This is a genomic window from Litorivivens sp. (genome assembly GCF_041624475.1).
In the GTDB taxonomy this organism is placed as follows: domain Bacteria; phylum Pseudomonadota; class Gammaproteobacteria; order Pseudomonadales; family Spongiibacteraceae; genus Litorivivens.
Window position 1 is genome coordinate 217,467 of record NZ_JBFJUX010000002.1, and the last position, 17,037, is coordinate 234,503.

Consider the following 17,037-nt stretch of genomic DNA (forward strand, 5'->3'; position numbering starts at 1 on the left):
GGCTGCCGTTATTTCCCAGCCGTAGTGCAGCCCCTTAGTCTTATGTCTTTCCTCCGTTTTTCCCCCCTGTTTTTTGTTCTCGCTTTGCAGGCCAATGCCGGGCACAGCGCCCCAGCCGACGAGATAAATTCCTTGACGCTGACTGGCGCATTGCACGCACCGGCGACTGTCGAGCGGGTTTACGCGCTTAATCCGGGGCCCCACTGGAACGAAGCCCGGTTGGCAGCCTTACGGGATGCGATTCTTAACAGCGCCACCCACGGCCTGGAACCCGCTGCCTATCATGGCAGATTGCTGTCTTCCTCGGGCCTCAGCTCCGCAGAACGCGATGTTTATGCCACCGATGCCTATCTGGCACTGGCGGGCCATCTACTGGGCGGGATGGTCAAACCGCTAACGCTTGAACCTACCTGGACTGCGAAAGGACGGGAGCGTGATCTTGCGCTCTACTTTCTGGAACAGCAGGATGCGGACAGCATAGGCCGATCGCTGGAAGCGCTGGCGCCATCACAACCGCGTTATCACCGTCTCAGAGAGGCGCTGATTCGCTATGAAATAATCGCGCGTGAGGGCGGGTGGAACGCTATTGCAAAGGGTCCGGCTTTGAAGCCTGGCGATCGCTCTGAGCGCGTGATTGCCTTGCGCAAAAGGCTACTGCTGGGCGGTGATATTGAGGGTGGTGATGACTCACCGGATCTTTACGACAACGCTCTGGCAGAGGCAGTGCGGGTATTTCAACGTCGTGCCAATCTGGAGCCCGATGGTATCGTCGGGCCTGTGACACTGCGGAAGCTGAACCTGAGTGCAGAGCAGCGGGTGCGGCAGATAAAGGTCAATCTCGAGCGCTGGCGCTGGTTGCCAGATAACCTCGGGCGCCGCCACATTCGGGTCAATATAGCTGATTACCGGCTCGAAACTCACGAAGGGGCAGAGATAACCGAGATCTACGATGTGGTGGTAGGGCGGCCCTATCGACAGACCCCGGTTTTTTCCGCGTCAATGTCCTACCTGGTCCTCAATCCCTGGTGGGAAACCCCGCGCAAGCTTGCCCGTCTCGATCTGCTGCCAAAGTTTCAGGAAAACCCGGCGTTTATTCAGGAAATGGGGTACCAGCTTCTTGACTCTCAGGGGCAAGTGGTCGATCCGGTCGCTGTCGACTGGAGCAGCTTGGGACCGGCGAAATTCCCGTTTCGCGTGCGCCAGGCGCCGGGGGATAAAAATGCCTTGGGCCGCGTGAAGTTTATGTTTCCCAATGTGCACGAAGTCTATCTGCACGATACTCCGTCTCGTGATCTGTTCAGTAAGACTCGACGTGATTTTTCCTCCGGTTGCATCCGCGTCAGTGATCCCTTGGACCTTGCGGCTTGGGTACTTAAGTCCTCTCCGGACTGGTCGCGGCGCAGAATTGAAGACGTGGTGGCCTCGGGGCGGGAGATGACGGTTCGATTGGCCGATAAAGTGCCGGTGCACCTGCTTTACTGGACAGTTGTGGTTAATGATGAAACTGGCGACATACGCTTTGTTGAAGATATTTACGATCGTGATACCCGAATATGGGAGGCCATGAATGCCAGTCAGTAGAAATGCTTTGCTAACCCTTTGCCTGATGGCGTGCCTGGTGGTAGCGCCCTCGGGTAATGCCTTTGATAGCGGCGCTGCGGGCTTTTCTGTGCGGGTGAATGGCCTGCAAATACCTTACAGGATATTGGGATTGACCGCGATGCCGGGGGAATCCCTGAGTATTCAGGCGCCGGAAAAGTCCCGGGTGCAGGCAAGCGCTGGTTCTGTGGCTCAGGATGGCCCGGAACGCTGGAACTGGCAAGCGCCGGGGCAGGGACTTGCCACGATCACCGTGTCTGAAGCATCGGGCAAAACGATGCAGCTGAACGTGTTTGTACTGCGGCCTGCAGCAAGCGTAAAAAATGGCCTTATTGATGGCTACCGCATGGGGAGCTATCCACAGCAGCCCTATCGGGGCTTGGAGGCCTACGAGCCTCCGGAAGGTTTTATCGAAGTTACCCCTGCGTTGTTTGATGTCTATCTGTCACCCCATTTTCGGCTCGGGCAGTTTCTCTGCAAGCAGGCGCCGGTCAATGGCAAGCAGTTCATGCTGTTCAGGCCGGAGCTTATACTCAAGCTCGAAACCATTTTGCAAAGATTAAATGAGCGAGGTATTACTGCCGATACCCTGTTTATTATGAGTGGCTTTCGCACACCGCACTACAATCACACTATCGGCAATAGCAAGAACTCGCGTCATATCTATGGCGGGGCGGCAGATTTTTTTGTGGATGTCTCACCGCGCGACGGTCGCATGGATGATCTTAACGGCGATGGACGGATTGATCGGGCCGATGCGGCGCTGGTCTACACGCTGGTGGAGGAACTCAGCCGTAGCCGTGACTGGCAGGCAGGCGGTCTGGGAGAATACGGTGTCAGCAGTTCCCATGGGCCTTTTGTCCATGTGGATGTGCGTGGCCAAAGGGCGCGCTGGGGACGCTCGGTCCGCAAGTGATGCGAGCCGCTAGTCGGTAAACAGTGCAGCCAGGCCCGAGGCAAAAGGTGGTTTGATCACGCCCTTTTCGGTAATGATGCCGCTGACCAACTCTGCGGGTGTTACATCGAAGGCCGGGTTTAGGGTTTTTATTTCCTTAAGGGTCGCCTGATGCTCGCCGAATTTTCTGACTTCGTTGCTGTCGCGCTGCTCAATCGGAATCAGCGATCCGTTGGCGGTCGACAGGTCTATGGTTGAGGATGGGCAGGCGACATAGAAGGGAATGCCGTAGTGTCTGGCGAGAATCGCCACGCCCAAAGTACCAATCTTGTTGGCCACATCGCCATTGGCTACTACTCGGTCGGTGCCAACAATGACCAAATCAATTGCGCCAGACGCCATGGTCTGCGCAGCCATATTGTCAGTCAGCAGGGTGACATCGATACCGGCACAGTGCAGTTCCCAGCTTGTCAGCCGCGAACCCTGTAGCAGAGGGCGGGTTTCATTGGCGTATACCCGAAAGGAAATACCCTGTTCGTGGGCGAGGTAGAGCGGTGCCGTTGCCGTACCAATGCCGCCGGTGGCGAGCGCACCTGCATTGCAATGGGTCATCACCCCACAGCCTTCGCGAATCAGCGGCAATGCCTGTTCACCGATGCCGCGACACAGGGCCTCATCTTCAGCGTGGATTGCCTCGGCTTCGCTTACCAGCCGTTGCCACAAGCCTTCGCTGTCGCCGGTAAAATCATCACTTAATCGCTTAAGACGTTGCAGTGCCCACTGCAGGTTTACCGCCGTGGGGCGCGAGTTGTTGATGTAGTCGGCCTGGTGATTGAGCTCGGCGATGAATTCGGGCAGGGGGAGGGCGGTATGGGGAGCGAGCACCACGCACAGCCCGTAGGCGGCCGCGATGCCGATGGCCGGTGCGCCGCGCACTTTCAGTGCGTGAATGCTGGCGTAGAGCTGCTCGGCACTTTCCTGTTTTTCGTAGTGCACATCGTGGGGCAGGCGAGTCTGGTCGAGTAACCAGAGCTCGCCGTTTTCCCAGCGTATCGCTTTGGGGAAGTCGCCTATCATCGACGGGTGGGCAGTACGTCTTTCAGCTTGTTGTGCATGTCGAGAATAGCGGCTTCGGTGTCTTCCCAGCCGACGCAGCCGTCGGTGACGGAAACACCGTATTTCAGGTCTGCCAGATTTTCAGGAATCTTCTGGGCGCCGCCGTGAATGTGGCTTTCCACCATCAGGCCGACAATGGATTTGTTACCTTCCAGAATCTGGTTGGTGACGTTCTCCATGACCAGCGGCTGCAATTCCGGTTGCTTGTTGGAATTGGCGTGGCTGCAATCCACCATGATATTAGCGGGCAACTTATGCTTGGCGAGCTCCGCTTCAGCCAGTTTGATATGCACAGAGTCGTAATTGGGGCCGCCACTGCCGCCGCGAAGTACTACGTGGGCGTAAGGGTTGCCGCGGGTGTGGATGACCGCAACCTGGCCTTCATTATTGATGCCCAGAAAACGGTGTGGCTTGGAGGCTGACTGCATGGCATTGATCGCCACTTCCAGAGAACCGTCAGTACCGTTCTTGAAACCGACCGCCGAGGACAGGCCGCTGGCCATCTCCCGGTGAGTCTGGGATTCGGTGGTGCGCGCGCCGATTGCCGACCACGCGATGCAGTCCTGCATGTACTGGGGCGAAATCGGATCCAGTGCTTCGGTAGAGGTGGGCAGACCCAGCTCACAGATGTTGATCAGCAGCTCGCGACCAATATGCAGGCCTTCCTGAATCTTGAAGGTATCGTTCAGGTGGGGGTCGTTAATCAGGCCTTTCCAGCCTACCGTGGTGCGCGGCTTTTCGAAGTAAACACGCATCACCAGATGCAGGGTGTCTTCAACCTTGGCCGCCAGCGCTTTCAGGCGCTCGGCGTAGTCCATCGCAGCTTTGGTATCATGAATAGAGCAGGGGCCGACGACCACAAACAGGCGTTTGTCTTTGCCATCGAGAATATCGCGAATAACCTGGCGCGACTCGCCGACGGTTGCGGCAGCCGTTTCCGACAGGGGCAGCTCGGATTTCAGTTTGGCCGGCGTAATCAGGATTTCCTGTTCGGCAACATTTAAATTTTCAAGTACTTCAGTATTCATTTAAGATTCCCGCGTTCCGCCGGGTTGATGACTTATAAGGCCCGGCATTCTAACGCAAAAAACACCGTATGGGATATGTATGAGGCGAATAAGCGCCGTTTACACCGCGATTCTGCTGGGCTCGAGTGCTTCCCTCCCTGCTGCGCCGGAAACCGCCGATGATGAGCTGCCAATCGTTCGTCTGAGCCCGGCAGTTCGCGAGAGCGATCGCGGCTCTGATTTTTATCAGCGCATCCCCTGTCGAGAGTTGGGAGCGGCGGATGTGCGCACGGATGCCGAACGCGCCCACTTGGATGCCCGCAAAAAGCAGTGTCTGGAGAAATATCGCCAGTTTGCGCCCAGGTCGTTTCAGCGGTGAGTCGTCTTCGGGTCTACAAAAAAGACAAAGCCCGGCCCCAGCAATGGCAGGACGAACTAACGATTACCCGGCTCAGCGACGATGGTCGGGGGGTGGCGAAGCGTTCTGGCAAGGTGGTATTTGTTGAGCGTTGTCTGCCAGGTGAAACTGTCACGGCCCGAAGTTATCGCACAGGCAAACGCTTTGATGATGCCGAGCTGATAGCGGTAACTGAGCCTTCCAGTCAACGGGTTGAGCCACCTTGCCGCCACTACAACGACTGTGGCGGCTGTCAGCTTCAGCATATGGGCATCACCACTCAGCGAGAGTATAAAACCGAGCGCTTTGCGGCCATGCTGTCGCGGCTGAACGGACCAGAAGCGCTGCCACCTATAGTGGGGGAGGCATTCGGCTACCGCCATCGAATACGATTGGCCTTCGAAAAGGGTCGCGTTGGACTTAAAGCCGCGCGCAGCCATGCCATTGTGCCGGTTCCCGAGTGCCTTATCCTTCGACCTGCTCTGGCAGGGGCCATGAAAACTCTCTACCGGCATAGTGAGAGCTTTTCAGCTCTGTTTCGCGGTGAAATAGAGCTGGTTGAGGGGCAGGGTGGACAGGTCGCCTGCGCGCTGTCGCTGACCAAGAAGCCGACAGCGGCTGCGCTTTCCCGCTTTCTGGCCTCATTCCCCCTGCCGGTCAGTCTGATTGTCGTCGGCGACGAGGTACTCAGGCTGGAGGCGGCGGAGCTACTCTATCCAGACGGCGACCTGCGCTTCGAGCCCAGCGATTTTACCCAGGTAAACCCGGACGTTAACCGGCAGTTGCTGGCACAGGTCGGTGACTGGTTGGCCTTGACGCAAGAGGATTGGCTGCTGGATGCCTTTTCCGGTCTGGGGAATTTCAGCCTGGCTCTGGCAGCCCTGTGTAGCCGGGTTCTGGGGCTGGAAAGTGATGCGGAAATGGTTGCCCGAGCCCGGCTTTCGGCTCCGGCGACTGTGCGCTTTGAGCAGGCCGACCTGTTTGAACCGAAGCTGTCCTTGCCTGAGGGGCTTAACAAGGCAGTGATCGATCCACCCCGGGCCGGTGCCAGCGCTCTGTGTGAAAAACTCGCGGCCATGCCTCTGCGGAGAATTGTCTATGTCAGTTGTGACCCGGCTACGCTGGAGCGCGATGCCGGAATCCTGATGGCAGGCGGTTATCGCCTGGAGTCTGCGCGTTGGGTGGATATGTTCCCGCAAACTCACCATATGGAGTCAGTACTGCTGTTTAAGCGTTAGTAGTTGGCGAGATTAAACTGCTGTGGCTTTTTGCCGATCGGGTCACTGGCAGGGTGCCGGATATCCCCTTACTATGGCCCGATGATAATAAAAAGTACGGGTACGACCATGCGATTTCTGCTAGTGCTGGCTGGCCTGCTGTTGGCGGGCTGTAATGACAGTTCAAGTTCCTCCTCTTCCCCGCCTGCGGCGATAACAGGCCCGCAAACACCCGCGCCCCCGGTCGCGAGACAGGGCCTGCCCGAGGGTGTGCCACCGGCCGCACGCGGCGTTGAGCCGGCGCTGCCGGTGAATCCGGCCTGGCCATTTGCTGGCAGCGCGCCGCGCACGCTTGGTACCGGCCGCTATGCCGGCGGCGCCTATTACTGGACCGACTTTATTTACGATGCCAACGGCGCCCTTGGGCCTAATCCGCCGGCTTACCGCGTCGGCACGCCTTCCGGCGGCAGTTATCACTACCCTGACGAGGCCATGGCGGGTAATGGCGCTGATATTTTTCGGGTAGGCATCGGCCGCGACGACACCAGTCTGCATCTGCGGGTTGATTGGCAGACCCTGCTAGATCCCGCCGTCCCCATCGCCGCCTTCGCCCTGGACTACAAGGAGGGCGGCCAGGATACCCTGCCGGGCATTCCCCGTATTACTGCTCCGGGCATTGATGCTCTGGTGTTTCTGTCCAGTGCGGGCGTGACGGTGGATCGCCTGGACGGCAACGGCCCCATAGCCTTCGGCCAGATTACGACGGATCGGGCCTCACGGTCTTTTGTCGCGCAGATTGGCAGCACGCTGTTTAGCTATGAGCGTCCCTGGAACGTTTACCTGTTGGCGGGTATTCACGACGGCAACGGCGGTTTTCTGGACGACAACGCCGCTTTCCGTAAATTGCCCACCCAGCCGCCTGTGTTCAACGTGGCGTTCAGGAATTACGACGATGAACCGGTGGCCAATAACTTCTGGTTCGATCAGGAGCAGGCGATTGCACTGAACAGCGGTGATATCAGCGAATTTGTGCTGGAGTTAGACTGGAGTCGGATGGGTGAAACGGAACCGGAACCGCTGCCAAAGGGCTACAGCAATCGCTGGTATGTCTCTTCCCTGTCGGGCACGGCGCTGAAGGCTGATGGTCAGGAGGCGGGGATTGATCGCAGCGAAAACCCGGTGACCCAGCCCCAGTACTACGATGCCGTGCAGCCCTATGGCATCTACGTCCCGGAAAATTATCAGGAAAGCGAGGATGAGCCGACGCTGTTTACCTGGCTGCTGCACAGTCTCACCCAGAACCATAACCAGTACGCTGCCACGGTGCCAAACTTTCTAGACGCCGCCTGTGAGCGCTTGCGCCAGTCGATCTGTGTCACCACATTGGGGCGGGGGCCAGCGGGTTTTTACAGTGGTCCTGCCGAGGTGGATTTCTGGGAAGTCTGGCGCGATGTCGCGGCCCATTACACCATTGATCCGGAGCGGGTAATCAGCAGTGGTTATTCGATGGGTGCGATCGGCACCATCAATCTGATGATCAAATACCCGGATGTCTTTGCCGGTGGTGTGGTACTGGCGGGCTCTCATGCGGACAGCACGCTTTTACCCTGTTCACCGGGGACGTCCGGGTGCGCTGAGCCCAAAGGCCCTGAGCTAATGCAGAACCTGAAGTGGAATGGTTACTACCACGCTCACGGCAGCTTTGACCAACTGGTGCCATTTGTCGATGCCCGCGCTACGGTGGATGCCATGAAAGACAATGGTTACCGCTATGTCTTTGACCATTATGTAGCGGAGGACCACGTTATATGGACGCTGAAAGATGCGGCGTATTCGGCTTACGAGGAAGCCGCCAAATGGATGGTCGGCTGGTTGGCCGAAACCGATACGCGCAAACAGAACCCGGGCGATTTTATCTATCGCTGGGAGCCCTCAGCAGTTGATTCCGTTTTGGACGTTGGCCCGCAAGGTGCCTGGTGGTTGAGTGACATTGCGGCGGTAGAGGATGTGGACTTTGCCGAAATCCGTCTCGATTCCGGGGCTTTGCCTGAGCGGGTTGTGACCGCTGATTTCGAAGGAAACCAGTTTCTTCCTCCCAATGATATGACCCGCAGCCCGGCACTGCGTGAAGAACAGCGCTGGGAAGGTGATACTCTGGAAACCGTTGCCGGCACTCTGACGGTTGGTCTGGAGAATGTTGCGGCCTTGACGCTTGATCTGGAACGAGCCGGTATTGCCGGCCGGGCGGATCGGGAAATACAGCTCGATTCCACGCATCCGGTGACGCTGACATTGACGGGGCTGGAGCCTGGTGCCCAGTTGATGACGGGCAGTAAGACAGTGATGGAGCAGAGCGGACAGGTAACGCTGAACCTGCCCGCAGGTGCCGGGCAGGTTATTAGCTTTTCAGCGCTTTGAGCGCCTTTACATTTTGCTGATAATGTCGTCGGCGTAGCGTTTTACGCCGTCTATTTTCTTGTCGATATCGTCGGTTTCGCCGTGATAGAAAGGCCAGGGCATGGTCAGGATGTGAGTCACGCCCGCATCCTCCAGCTTTTTGTAGCCGTCGACGGTAAAGGCGTCGGACGGAGTGGCCATCACGCTGAAGGGCAGGTGGTCGCGGCCGTATTCCTTGCGATAGGCTTTTACCTTGTCGATGCAGGCGATAATTTCATCGGAGGTTTGCAGGTCCGTCACCCAGCCGTCGCCCAGACGGGCGGCGCGCTTCATGGCCGCATCGCTGATGCCGCCCACCCAGATGGGAATGTGCGCCGTCGGTGCCGGGTTCATTTCCAGCTTGTCGAACTGATAATACTTGCCCTGATAGTCCACCATCTCGCCGGACCAGAGCAGGCGCATCACCTCAACCATTTCATCGGCACGCTTTCCGCGCGTGTGGAAGTCCTGTTGCATCAACTCGAATTCATCTTTGGACCAACCGACACCGATGGCAGGAATGATGCGGTTATCAGAAATGATGGCGGCGGTGCTGATGGCTTTGGCTACCAGAAAGGGATTGCGCATGGGCAGCACAAAAATGTTGTTAGTGAACTTCAGTCGTTTGGTGATAGTCGACAGGGCTCCCGCCATCACATAGGGGTCGGGCCAGTCGGTAAAGGCCTCCCAGCGCCGCGAACCGTCGTCGGTGTAGGGGTAGGGCGTGCGGATCGATTCCGGGTGAACCACGTGATCTGAAAAGGACATCGCTTCCCAGCCGCAGTCGTCCGCGACGGGTGCGAGTTGGGTCAGATGGGCGACGGTGCTGAAGGAGGTAGAGAGTACAAATTTCATATCAAATTCCGTGCTTTGTTCGAATATGGGCGAGCAGTCCATCGGCGGCTCGCTCCAGCGTTTGAATGACGCCGTCAAAGGCTTCGGCTTCTTTGTAATAGGGGTCGGGAATCTGCGCGTTACCGCCGTTTTTGCAGTAGTTCATAAACAGGTTGATCTCGCCGGTGAAGTCTTTCGGCGCCCAGGCTTCCACGTTGGTCAGGTTGATCCGATCCATGGCAATCACATAGTCAAAACGCTGATAGTCTTCGTCACAGATCTGCCGGGCAATCTGATCGCTGATGTCATAACCTGCACGCAGTGCGGCTGACTGAGAGCGTTCATCCGGGGATTTACCAAGGTTGAATGCCGCGGTGCCACAGGAGTCCGTGTGAATTTGATCGCTCAGCCCTGCCGAGCGAATCCGGTGTTCGAAAATCCCTTGAGCCGCTGGCGACCGACAGATATTTCCAAGACAGACAAAAAGTACACCAACAGACATGGGGGCTCCTGAATAAAGATGGTTAGAGTAGGCGGGAAGGGCCTGCGCTGCATCACCCGAACGGAGGGCAGCAGAGCCGCGGGGCTAGTACAGCAGATGTTCCTGCAACTGTTGGCGCTCTTTGGGGCCGATGCCCAATGCCGTTTGCAGGTAGTTGTCCATGCTGCCGTAGGTTTCGTCGATGACCTCGAAGGCCGCGTTGATATAGTCCGCATCGACACCGAGCAGGGCTCGCGCTGCCTCTTCGTTTGCCCGAAACAGGCTGCCGATTTTGATCCAGCGCAGCCAGTTTGCCATTTGCTTCTGGGTGTAAGTATTGGTTGCCAGGTAATCCTCAAGGATGGTTTCTCGCGGCACGTTCAGTGCGCTTAGCACCAGCGCAGCGGCAAGTCCGGTTCGATCTTTACCGGCGGTGCAGTGAAATACGGTCGGGTAACTGCTGCTGTGCAGGAGTTCCTGCATAAATTCGCGGTAGACCGGTGTGTGGTTTTCGATCATCTCGCGATTGGCCGCGATCATCAGGGCTCGCACTTCGTCGGTACTGGTGTCGGGGTTGGTGACAAAGCCCCTCATATCATCAACCGCGGTCGCGGCAATGGCGATTGGCTTGTTGAACACACTCACCGAGGTGTCGGGGGCGAAGCGGTTAGGCGCTTCGGCGCGTTCTGCCTCAGAGCGAAAATCGATTACACGCCGGATCTCGAGGCGTTCGATGTATTGCTCATCGGCGGCACTGAGCCCGGCGAGTTTATCCGAGCGGTACAGCACACCCCAACGCAGGGTTCTGCCGTCCCGAGTCTGGTATCCGCCGAGGTCGCGGAAGTTATGGGCGCCATCAAAGGGCAATTTGCGGCTGTGGACAGACTGCTCGGCAGACCAATACGCCGGTAGTGGCCTTTCGTCCAATGGGAGGGAATCAGAACAGGCCGTGAGCAGCGTCAGGATCAGGCAAAGCGTGAGCGCACTCAGCGATAGTTTGCGGGTCATGGTTTTCTCAAATTTCTTCGTCAGCAGATGTGGCTGAGCCTTGTTTTTTGCGGCTAGCGCGATACTCGCCGGGCGTCATGCCGGTCCACTTCTTGAACGAGCGATGAAAGGCGCTCGGCTCGTCAAAGCCCAGCAGGGCTGAGACGGCGTTGATCTTGAGCTCCGGTTGGTTGAGCCAGCGTATTGCGTGCTCCTTGCGCAGATTGTCCTTGAATTCCTGATAGGTGGTGTCGTAGTCCTTCAGGCGGCGGCGCAGGGTTCTGACCGACATGTTCAGCTGTTCTGCCATCGCGACCACACTCGGGAAATCGCGGCTCAGGTCGTTGCCGACAATGCGTTTCATCTGGGCCAGCAGTGAGGTGTCTTCGTCGTCGGTCGACACCATCAGATAATAGGGCGCATCGCGCAGGAAGGCGCGCAGGGAATCCTCGGTGTGGACGAGCGGGCAATCAAGGTAGTGCTCGGGCAAGACAAAGGCGTTTTCCAGCTGGTCGTAGTACACCTCGCAACCGAGAATGTGCTCATAGTAGCTGGGGTCCTCCGGCTCCGAACCCTTGAGTCGCACTTCGTGCAACTGAATGTGACGACCAATCAGCCAGGAGCAGAAGCGTCGCCAGATCGCCATGCAGTGCACCACCGTATCGGTATCGAGGCTTGGCGTGTCTTCGAGCAGGTAGGTGGTATTGAAGGTGTAGGTTGCGCGACCGTTGCCGGTGCGGCGAATCGGTTTGGTATTGACCGGTGACAACCCGGTTATGCTACGACAAAAGCCCATAAATTCCGCGGCCCGGCGCAGCGCATTTTCCAGGGTAGTGCAGTGGATAATGCACATGCACATCATTCTGAACGTGCCGGTAGGGGTGGCCTGCTGCAGGTTGAGACCAAAGGATTCGTCCTGCAGCAGCCACATTACGCGTCCGTAAATCAGGGTGTAGTAACGGGCGTCGATGGGGGTCTCGGGGTCGGCTTTGGGGTCGAATGGATCCTGGGGCAAGTCGAGCGACTTAATCAAAGCCTTGGGGTCGTAGCCCTGTGCTTCAGCAACGCTGAGCATGGTTCGTGCGTATTTAAGCGGCACATAGTCGTTGCGGTGAGCAGATTTTGGGCGCATATCAGAGCCAGTTGTCGGGTGTTGCATTGAGTATGATGGGCGCCGGCGTTGCCGCAGCGCCACCGGATATAGCAAAAAGCGGCAAAATCATAGCATTATCGGTCACAGATAGACCATCCCCGCTTTGCTCCGCAGCCCATCGATTCTACAGGGGGTAGTGGCAGGCAACTCGAACGGCTGAATCTTCAGAGCGCAGTTCCAGCTCGGGTTCCTGCTGCAGGCAGTGGGGCTGGGCCTTGGGGCAGCGGGGCGCAAAGGCGCATCCGGCAATCGCGTCCTGAGTACTCAGTTCACCGCGTACGGTGTCGTCGCCGGCCCAGTGTTTGCCAAAGCTGGGCACTGCATTGAGTAGGGCGCGGGTATAGGGGTGAGCGGGCTGTTCGCACAGGGTATTGGCATCACCCACTTCCACCAGCTTGCCTTTGTACATGACGGCTATGCGGTCTGAAACATGTCGCACCACCGACAGGTCATGTGAAATGAACAGCATCGCCAAATGCATGCGCTGCTGAATCTCCAGCAGCAGGTTGAGTATTTGAGCCTGGACCGATACGTCGAGGGCCGACACCGCCTCATCGCAGATTAACAGTTCCGGCTCCAGTGCGATGGCACGGGCAATCCCGATGCGCTGGCGTTGGCCGCCGGAAAACTCGTGCGGATATTTGTTCAGGGCATCACTGCTGAGGCCGACCACGTCGAGCAGTTCCTGTACTCGGCGCTGTCGTTCTGCGGGGCCGCCGCGGCGGTGAACAATCAGAGGCTCTTCCAGGATATGGGAAATGGTGTGCCGGGGGTTAAGCGATTCGAAGGGATCCTGGAACACCATCTGCATATGCGGGCGCAGGGAGCGCCATTCGCGGTTGCTCAAGCCGGTCAATCGGCGTTCGCGGAAATACACGCTGCCCCCTGTAGGGGTGTGCAGGTTGAGCAGCGCCTTGCCGAGGCTGCTTTTGCCGCAGCCCGACTCGCCGACCAGGCCGAGGGTCTCGCCCGGATGAATGGTCAGGCTGACTCCGTCAACCGCTTTGATGGTGGTTTTGTGTTGTTTGAATACGCCGTAACGCTGATGGAAGTGCAGACAAAGCGCGTCAATGCGGAGCAGGGAATCAGTCGACATGTGCTGCCTCCTGAGTCAGTTCGCGCCAGCGCAGGCAGCGCACAGCGTGCTGCTGATCACTTTCATCCAGGCTTACCGGCTCGGTTTCACAGCGAGTAGTAGCAAACTGGCAGCGGTTGCGAAAGCGACAGAATGTGCCGTAAGTCTCGGGCTTGGCAACGGCCCCGGGAATGCTGGGCAGAGGCTGTTTGTGACCGCTGGCGGCGCCCGGCGTTGAATACAGCAAGGCGCGGGTGTAGGGGTGGCGAGGTTCGGCAAACAGGGTGTCGCTGGCGGCGGTTTCAACAATTTGCCCAGCATACATTACGGCGATGCGATCACTGATCTGCGAGATCAACGCCAGATCGTGGGTAATGAAAAGCAGGGCGGTATTGTGTTCCCGCTGCAGGCGTTTGATGAGCTGTAGAATCTGCGCCTGAACCGTCACATCCAGAGCGGTTGTAGGCTCGTCGGCGATCAGCAGTGCCGGTTCGCAGGCCAGCGCCATGGCGATCATGACCCGCTGACGCATGCCACCGGAGAGCTGATGGGGATAACTGTCGAAGCGGGACTCCGGCTGGGGAATACCGACACTGTTCAGCAGCTCGATAACTCGCTGGCGCATCTGACTGTTGTTGCGCTGGCGGCCGTGGATCTCGAGGACTTCGGCGATTTGATCACCAATGCGATGCACCGGATTGAGCGCCGTCATCGGATCCTGAAAGATCATGCCGATTCGGTTGCCGCGCAAAGCGGCCAGCTGTTGCGGTTTGAGGTCTCTGAGGTTCTGTTCCTGAAAGACAATATCACCGCCGGCGATGTAGGCATCAGGTTTTGGCAGCAAACCCATGATGGACAGCGCGGTAATGCTTTTGCCGCTGCCGGACTCCCCCACGAGACCTAGCGTTTCACCGGCCTTCAAGTGCAGGCTGACACCGTCGACGATGGTCAGGGTGCTGTGCTCGCCGCGTATGCAGGTCCGCAGCTCGTTGACTTTCAATAGCGTGCTCATTTGCGCCAGGTCTCATCGATAATCAAGCTGGGTTTTGCGCGTTCGATTTCGTCGTTCTCAATTTGCTGGCGGATTTCACTGTCGATCCAGAACAGGCCCCCGGTGCTGCCCATGGTGGCGAAGACTGAATCGCTGGTGCGGGTGGCGCGCCAGGGTGGCAACTTCAGCCAGCGCCAGTAACCCTCGCGGGTGTAGGGTACTTTAAAGGTCGGAATAAATGATCCCTGCTCGTGAACCAGCTCCTGCAGTTTATGGGCAAGTCGGACGCGCTCTGCTTTGTCAGTTGCCCGGCGGTATTCCATGATGTAGCGATCGATTTCTGGGTTGTCGGTGTTGGTTATATTGTTGTTCTGCGGCTTGTGCGCGTTATCTGAGTGGTAGAACTCCCAGAACACCGGCGAGAGGCCGCCACCGGACCAGCCCATCCAGGCAATCTGGTGTTTCTTTTCCAGTATCTGTTTAAACCCGGTTGAGGGGTCGAGCAATTGCAGTTGAAGGTCGATGCCGGCCTTGAGTGCCTCGCGCTGGATTATCACCAGCCGGTCGCTGTGATTACTGCTCAGGTAGGTCACCCGCAAGCTAAGCGGTCGACCGTCTTTTACCCGAATGCCTTGACCGTTGCGCTCCTGCCAGCCCGCTTCATTCAGCAGTAAATTGGCTTTGGCCAGATCAAAGTCGCGTGCGCGAATATCGGGGTGGGTGTAGTCACCGTAACCTTCGTACTGCGAATTCAAACGTTCATAGTCGCCGCGCAATACCGTATCAATAACTTTTTGGACATTGGTGGCATGGGCGATGGCGTAACGCACCTTGCGGTCGCCGAGTGTCGGGTCGTCTTCGTTCAGGTAGATGCCCGACGAAGGCTGTGGTACGTCATTGTAAAATTTTATCTTGCCCACGAGGCCTTGATCGTAAATATCGCCCTGAGCTTTTTTATGCCAAAAACGCGGAGAATTCAGCGGGAAGGTGTCGAGCTCGCCTTTAGCAAAATACTGATAGGCCATATTGATATCGCGGATTACTTTTACGCGGATATGATCCGGGTTGAAGCGATATTGCAGGTAGCGTTTATTGTCACCCCACCAGTTCCGCTTGCGCTCAAACTCCACGTATTTTCCCTTGCGGATTTTGCTGATCTGATAGGCGCCGGTATTCGGTTCGATCTTCCAGTTATAGTTGCGTACCCACTGTTCATCGAGCTGGTGGAAGTGGGCGGGTGTGGGGCGCAGACCATATTCATACAGCAATTCTTCGCGCGGTTTAGGCACCGCGCCGGTAATGGCAATTGTATGCTGATCGTATTTTTTTACCTCAACAATCACCTTGCTGTAGTGGTTGTTGTACCAGGGCGCCACGATATGTTCGGAGCGCATAAACTCCAGAGTAAACAGGTAGTCATCTGCCGTTACCGGCTTGCCATCGGACCAGCGCGCGTCCGGGTCGAGCCGGTAGTAAACGGTTTTGCCGTCCCCATCAAAGGCCCAGTGAGTCGCCAGCATGGGGATGGGGTTCAGCGTGTTGGGATGAAAGTCTACCAGCGCCAGCGCATTGGCGCGCAGATAATGGGCGAAGCTGCCGTTGGCGTCCGGGCCGACCAGGCGCAGGGTGAGTGGAAAGGTCGTGATAAAACTGCGAAAACGACCGCCGCGCTCGGCCTTCGGTGAGGCAAAAATCGGATCTTCCAGATTGGTCTGCCAATTCAGTTTTTCCGGCAGAGTTTCCGGCGCTGCGACAATATTTGGCGACAGCGCTGCAAGCAAGAGCGCAGCAAAAACTAAAGTGAATCTATTCATAATAGCTGAACTTGCGTGGATCAAAGGCTTCCCGAATGGCTTCACCAATGTACGTGACCAGCATTAATACCAGGGTCATTGCAGTAACGACCGACAGTACCAGCCACAGGGAATCCAGATTCTCTGTACCCTGTTTTAGCAGTTCTCCCCAGCTGGGGGTGGGTGGCGGCAGCCCAAAGCCCAAATAATCCAGTGCGGTTAGTGAGGTTATGCCGCTGGCAACGGAAAAGGGCACAAAGGTGATCAGCGTCGAGACGCTGTTGGGTAATATGTGTCGAAACACAATGCGGCTGTTAGATGCACCGATGGCGCGCGCCGCCATGACATAGTCGCGTGCAGCCTCTTTGTAGGTTGCCGTGCGCATATACCAGGTAATGCCGGTCCAGCCAAAAAACACCATGATGCCCACCAAGGTCCAGAATCCCGGCTGCACGATAGAAGCGACGATCATGATGACGTAGAGAAAGGGCACGTTCGACCATATTTCAATAATGCGCTGAAAGATCAGATCAAAACTGCCACCCCAGAATCCCATCAGACAGCCAATACTGACCCCGATCAGGTAGTTGAAGAACAGCAACAAGAGCGAAAACAACAGCGCTATGCGAAAGCCGTAAATGATCCGGGCCAGCACATCCCGGCCGCTGGTGTCGGTGCCCAGATAGTGTCCGCTGTCCCATGAGGGTGCGTGCGGCGGAAAATCACCGACGGCCAGATCGGTTTCCAGCGGGCCATAGGGAACCGGCGGCATGATGACGATACCTTCGCCGCTTTCAGCCAGCCGTGCTTTCAGAGCCTTGTAGTCGGTCTCGTAGCGATAGTCGAAGCCAAAGGTCTCACCGGGGATAATGTCGCCATAGGTGGGGAAATACCACTCTCCCTCGTAAATCACCAACAGTGCTCGTTGGTTGGCGATCAGCTCGGCGCCAAGACTCAGTATGAACAGTGCCGCCAGAATAATGGCGGAATAGTAACCGCGACGGATGGCCTTGAAGCGCTCCAGCCTTTTGCGCGCGACCGGATTGAGTTTCAGCA

General features: G+C 57.3%; 15 protein-coding genes. 5 read left to right on the forward strand and 10 right to left on the reverse strand.

Annotation, left to right across the window (positions count from 1 at the left end; all coding sequences use genetic code 11):
- Positions 1–42: 42 nt before the first annotated feature.
- Positions 43–1,581, forward strand: a complete 1,539-nt coding sequence (locus ABY734_RS03720) for a murein L,D-transpeptidase (protein ID WP_372777627.1) — start codon at positions 43–45, stop codon at positions 1,579–1,581.
- Positions 1,568–2,515: a D-Ala-D-Ala carboxypeptidase family metallohydrolase gene (locus ABY734_RS03725; RefSeq protein ID WP_372777628.1), complete on the forward strand. Its 948-nt coding sequence runs from the start codon at positions 1,568–1,570 to the stop codon at positions 2,513–2,515. The genes ABY734_RS03720 and ABY734_RS03725 overlap by 14 nt, the downstream gene beginning before the upstream one ends.
- A 9-nt stretch (positions 2,516–2,524) precedes the next feature.
- On the opposite strand, the gene mtnA is transcribed toward ABY734_RS03725, so the two are convergent.
- Both mtnA and ABY734_RS03735 read right to left on the reverse strand, forming a co-directional pair.
- On the reverse strand, positions 2,525–3,571 hold the full coding sequence (gene mtnA / locus ABY734_RS03730; RefSeq protein WP_372777629.1) for an S-methyl-5-thioribose-1-phosphate isomerase: 1,047 nt from the start codon (positions 3,569–3,571) through the stop codon (positions 2,525–2,527).
- Complete coding sequence (locus tag ABY734_RS03735; protein WP_372777630.1) at positions 3,568–4,638, reverse strand: 3-deoxy-7-phosphoheptulonate synthase; 1,071 nt, start codon at positions 4,636–4,638, stop codon at positions 3,568–3,570. Before ABY734_RS03735 ends, mtnA begins: the two co-directional genes overlap by 4 nt.
- 79 nt (positions 4,639–4,717) lie before the next feature.
- On the opposite strand from ABY734_RS03735, the gene ABY734_RS03740 reads away from it, so the two are divergent.
- The 3 genes from ABY734_RS03740 (at position 4,718) to ABY734_RS03750 (ending at position 8,649) form a co-directional block, all read left to right on the forward strand.
- On the forward strand, positions 4,718–4,996 hold the full coding sequence (locus tag ABY734_RS03740) for a hypothetical protein (RefSeq protein WP_372777631.1): 279 nt from the start codon (positions 4,718–4,720) through the stop codon (positions 4,994–4,996).
- Positions 4,993–6,252, forward strand: coding sequence for a class I SAM-dependent RNA methyltransferase (locus tag ABY734_RS03745; protein WP_372777632.1), 1,260 nt, complete (start codon positions 4,993–4,995; stop codon positions 6,250–6,252). The genes ABY734_RS03740 and ABY734_RS03745 overlap by 4 nt, the downstream gene beginning before the upstream one ends.
- 108 nt (positions 6,253–6,360) lie before the next feature.
- Complete coding sequence (locus ABY734_RS03750; protein ID WP_372777633.1) at positions 6,361–8,649, forward strand: hypothetical protein; 2,289 nt, start codon at positions 6,361–6,363, stop codon at positions 8,647–8,649.
- A 6-nt stretch (positions 8,650–8,655) separates the two neighbouring features.
- Here the strand turns inward: ABY734_RS03750 and ABY734_RS03755 are convergent, their stop codons facing one another.
- The 8 genes from ABY734_RS03755 to ABY734_RS03790 all read right to left on the reverse strand — a co-directional run bounded on the left by ABY734_RS03755 (position 8,656) and on the right by ABY734_RS03790 (position 17,035).
- Positions 8,656–9,522, reverse strand: coding sequence for an LLM class F420-dependent oxidoreductase (locus tag ABY734_RS03755; protein WP_372777634.1), 867 nt, complete (start codon positions 9,520–9,522; stop codon positions 8,656–8,658).
- A gap of 1 nt (position 9,523) precedes the next feature.
- Positions 9,524–10,003, reverse strand: a complete 480-nt coding sequence (locus tag ABY734_RS03760) for a low molecular weight protein-tyrosine-phosphatase (protein WP_372777635.1) — start codon at positions 10,001–10,003, stop codon at positions 9,524–9,526.
- An 84-nt stretch (positions 10,004–10,087) separates the two neighbouring features.
- Positions 10,088–10,990, reverse strand: a complete 903-nt coding sequence (locus ABY734_RS03765; protein WP_372777636.1) for a tyrosine-protein phosphatase — start codon at positions 10,988–10,990, stop codon at positions 10,088–10,090.
- A 7-nt stretch (positions 10,991–10,997) separates the two neighbouring features.
- A complete protein-coding gene (locus tag ABY734_RS03770) occupies positions 10,998–12,101 on the reverse strand; it encodes an AraC family transcriptional regulator (RefSeq protein ID WP_372777638.1) in 1,104 nt (367 codons plus the stop codon).
- A 145-nt stretch (positions 12,102–12,246) separates the two neighbouring features.
- On the reverse strand, positions 12,247–13,218 hold the full coding sequence (locus ABY734_RS03775) for an ABC transporter ATP-binding protein (protein ID WP_372777639.1): 972 nt from the start codon (positions 13,216–13,218) through the stop codon (positions 12,247–12,249).
- Positions 13,208–14,209, reverse strand: coding sequence for an ABC transporter ATP-binding protein (locus ABY734_RS03780; protein ID WP_372777640.1), 1,002 nt, complete (start codon positions 14,207–14,209; stop codon positions 13,208–13,210). The genes ABY734_RS03775 and ABY734_RS03780 overlap by 11 nt, the downstream gene beginning before the upstream one ends.
- The gene (locus tag ABY734_RS03785) at positions 14,206–16,002 is read right to left on the reverse strand and encodes an extracellular solute-binding protein (RefSeq protein WP_372777641.1); all 1,797 of its coding nucleotides are present in this window, start codon (positions 16,000–16,002) and stop codon (positions 14,206–14,208) included. The genes ABY734_RS03780 and ABY734_RS03785 overlap by 4 nt, the downstream gene beginning before the upstream one ends.
- Positions 15,995–17,035 carry an ABC transporter permease gene (locus ABY734_RS03790; RefSeq protein ID WP_372777842.1) on the reverse strand — a complete coding sequence of 347 codons (1,041 nt, stop codon included), beginning with the start codon at positions 17,033–17,035 and terminating at the stop codon, positions 15,995–15,997. Before ABY734_RS03790 ends, ABY734_RS03785 begins: the two co-directional genes overlap by 8 nt.
- Positions 17,036–17,037 lie beyond the last annotated feature (2 nt).

What these genes read in the sequence shown, in the direction of transcription:
- ABY734_RS03720 (WP_372777627.1), top strand. Translation starts at nt 43, where the DNA reads ATGTCTTTCCTCCGTTTTTCCCCCCTGTTTTTTGTTCTCGCTTTGCAG.
- ABY734_RS03725 (WP_372777628.1), top strand. Translation starts at nt 1,568, where the DNA reads ATGCCAGTCAGTAGAAATGCTTTGCTAACCCTTTGCCTGATGGCGTGC.
- mtnA (WP_372777629.1), bottom strand. Translation starts at nt 3,571, where the DNA reads ATGATAGGCGACTTCCCCAAAGCGATACGCTGGGAAAACGGCGAGCTC.
- ABY734_RS03735 (WP_372777630.1), bottom strand. Translation starts at nt 4,638, where the DNA reads ATGAATACTGAAGTACTTGAAAATTTAAATGTTGCCGAACAGGAAATC.
- ABY734_RS03740 (WP_372777631.1), top strand. Translation starts at nt 4,718, where the DNA reads ATGAGGCGAATAAGCGCCGTTTACACCGCGATTCTGCTGGGCTCGAGT.
- ABY734_RS03750 (WP_372777633.1), top strand. Translation starts at nt 6,361, where the DNA reads ATGCGATTTCTGCTAGTGCTGGCTGGCCTGCTGTTGGCGGGCTGTAAT.
- ABY734_RS03755 (WP_372777634.1), bottom strand. Translation starts at nt 9,522, where the DNA reads ATGAAATTTGTACTCTCTACCTCCTTCAGCACCGTCGCCCATCTGACC.
- ABY734_RS03760 (WP_372777635.1), bottom strand. Translation starts at nt 10,003, where the DNA reads ATGTCTGTTGGTGTACTTTTTGTCTGTCTTGGAAATATCTGTCGGTCG.
- ABY734_RS03765 (WP_372777636.1), bottom strand. Translation starts at nt 10,990, where the DNA reads ATGACCCGCAAACTATCGCTGAGTGCGCTCACGCTTTGCCTGATCCTG.
- ABY734_RS03770 (WP_372777638.1), bottom strand. Translation starts at nt 12,101, where the DNA reads ATGCGCCCAAAATCTGCTCACCGCAACGACTATGTGCCGCTTAAATAC.
- ABY734_RS03775 (WP_372777639.1), bottom strand. Translation starts at nt 13,218, where the DNA reads ATGTCGACTGATTCCCTGCTCCGCATTGACGCGCTTTGTCTGCACTTC.
- ABY734_RS03780 (WP_372777640.1), bottom strand. Translation starts at nt 14,209, where the DNA reads ATGAGCACGCTATTGAAAGTCAACGAGCTGCGGACCTGCATACGCGGC.
- ABY734_RS03785 (WP_372777641.1), bottom strand. Translation starts at nt 16,002, where the DNA reads ATGAATAGATTCACTTTAGTTTTTGCTGCGCTCTTGCTTGCAGCGCTG.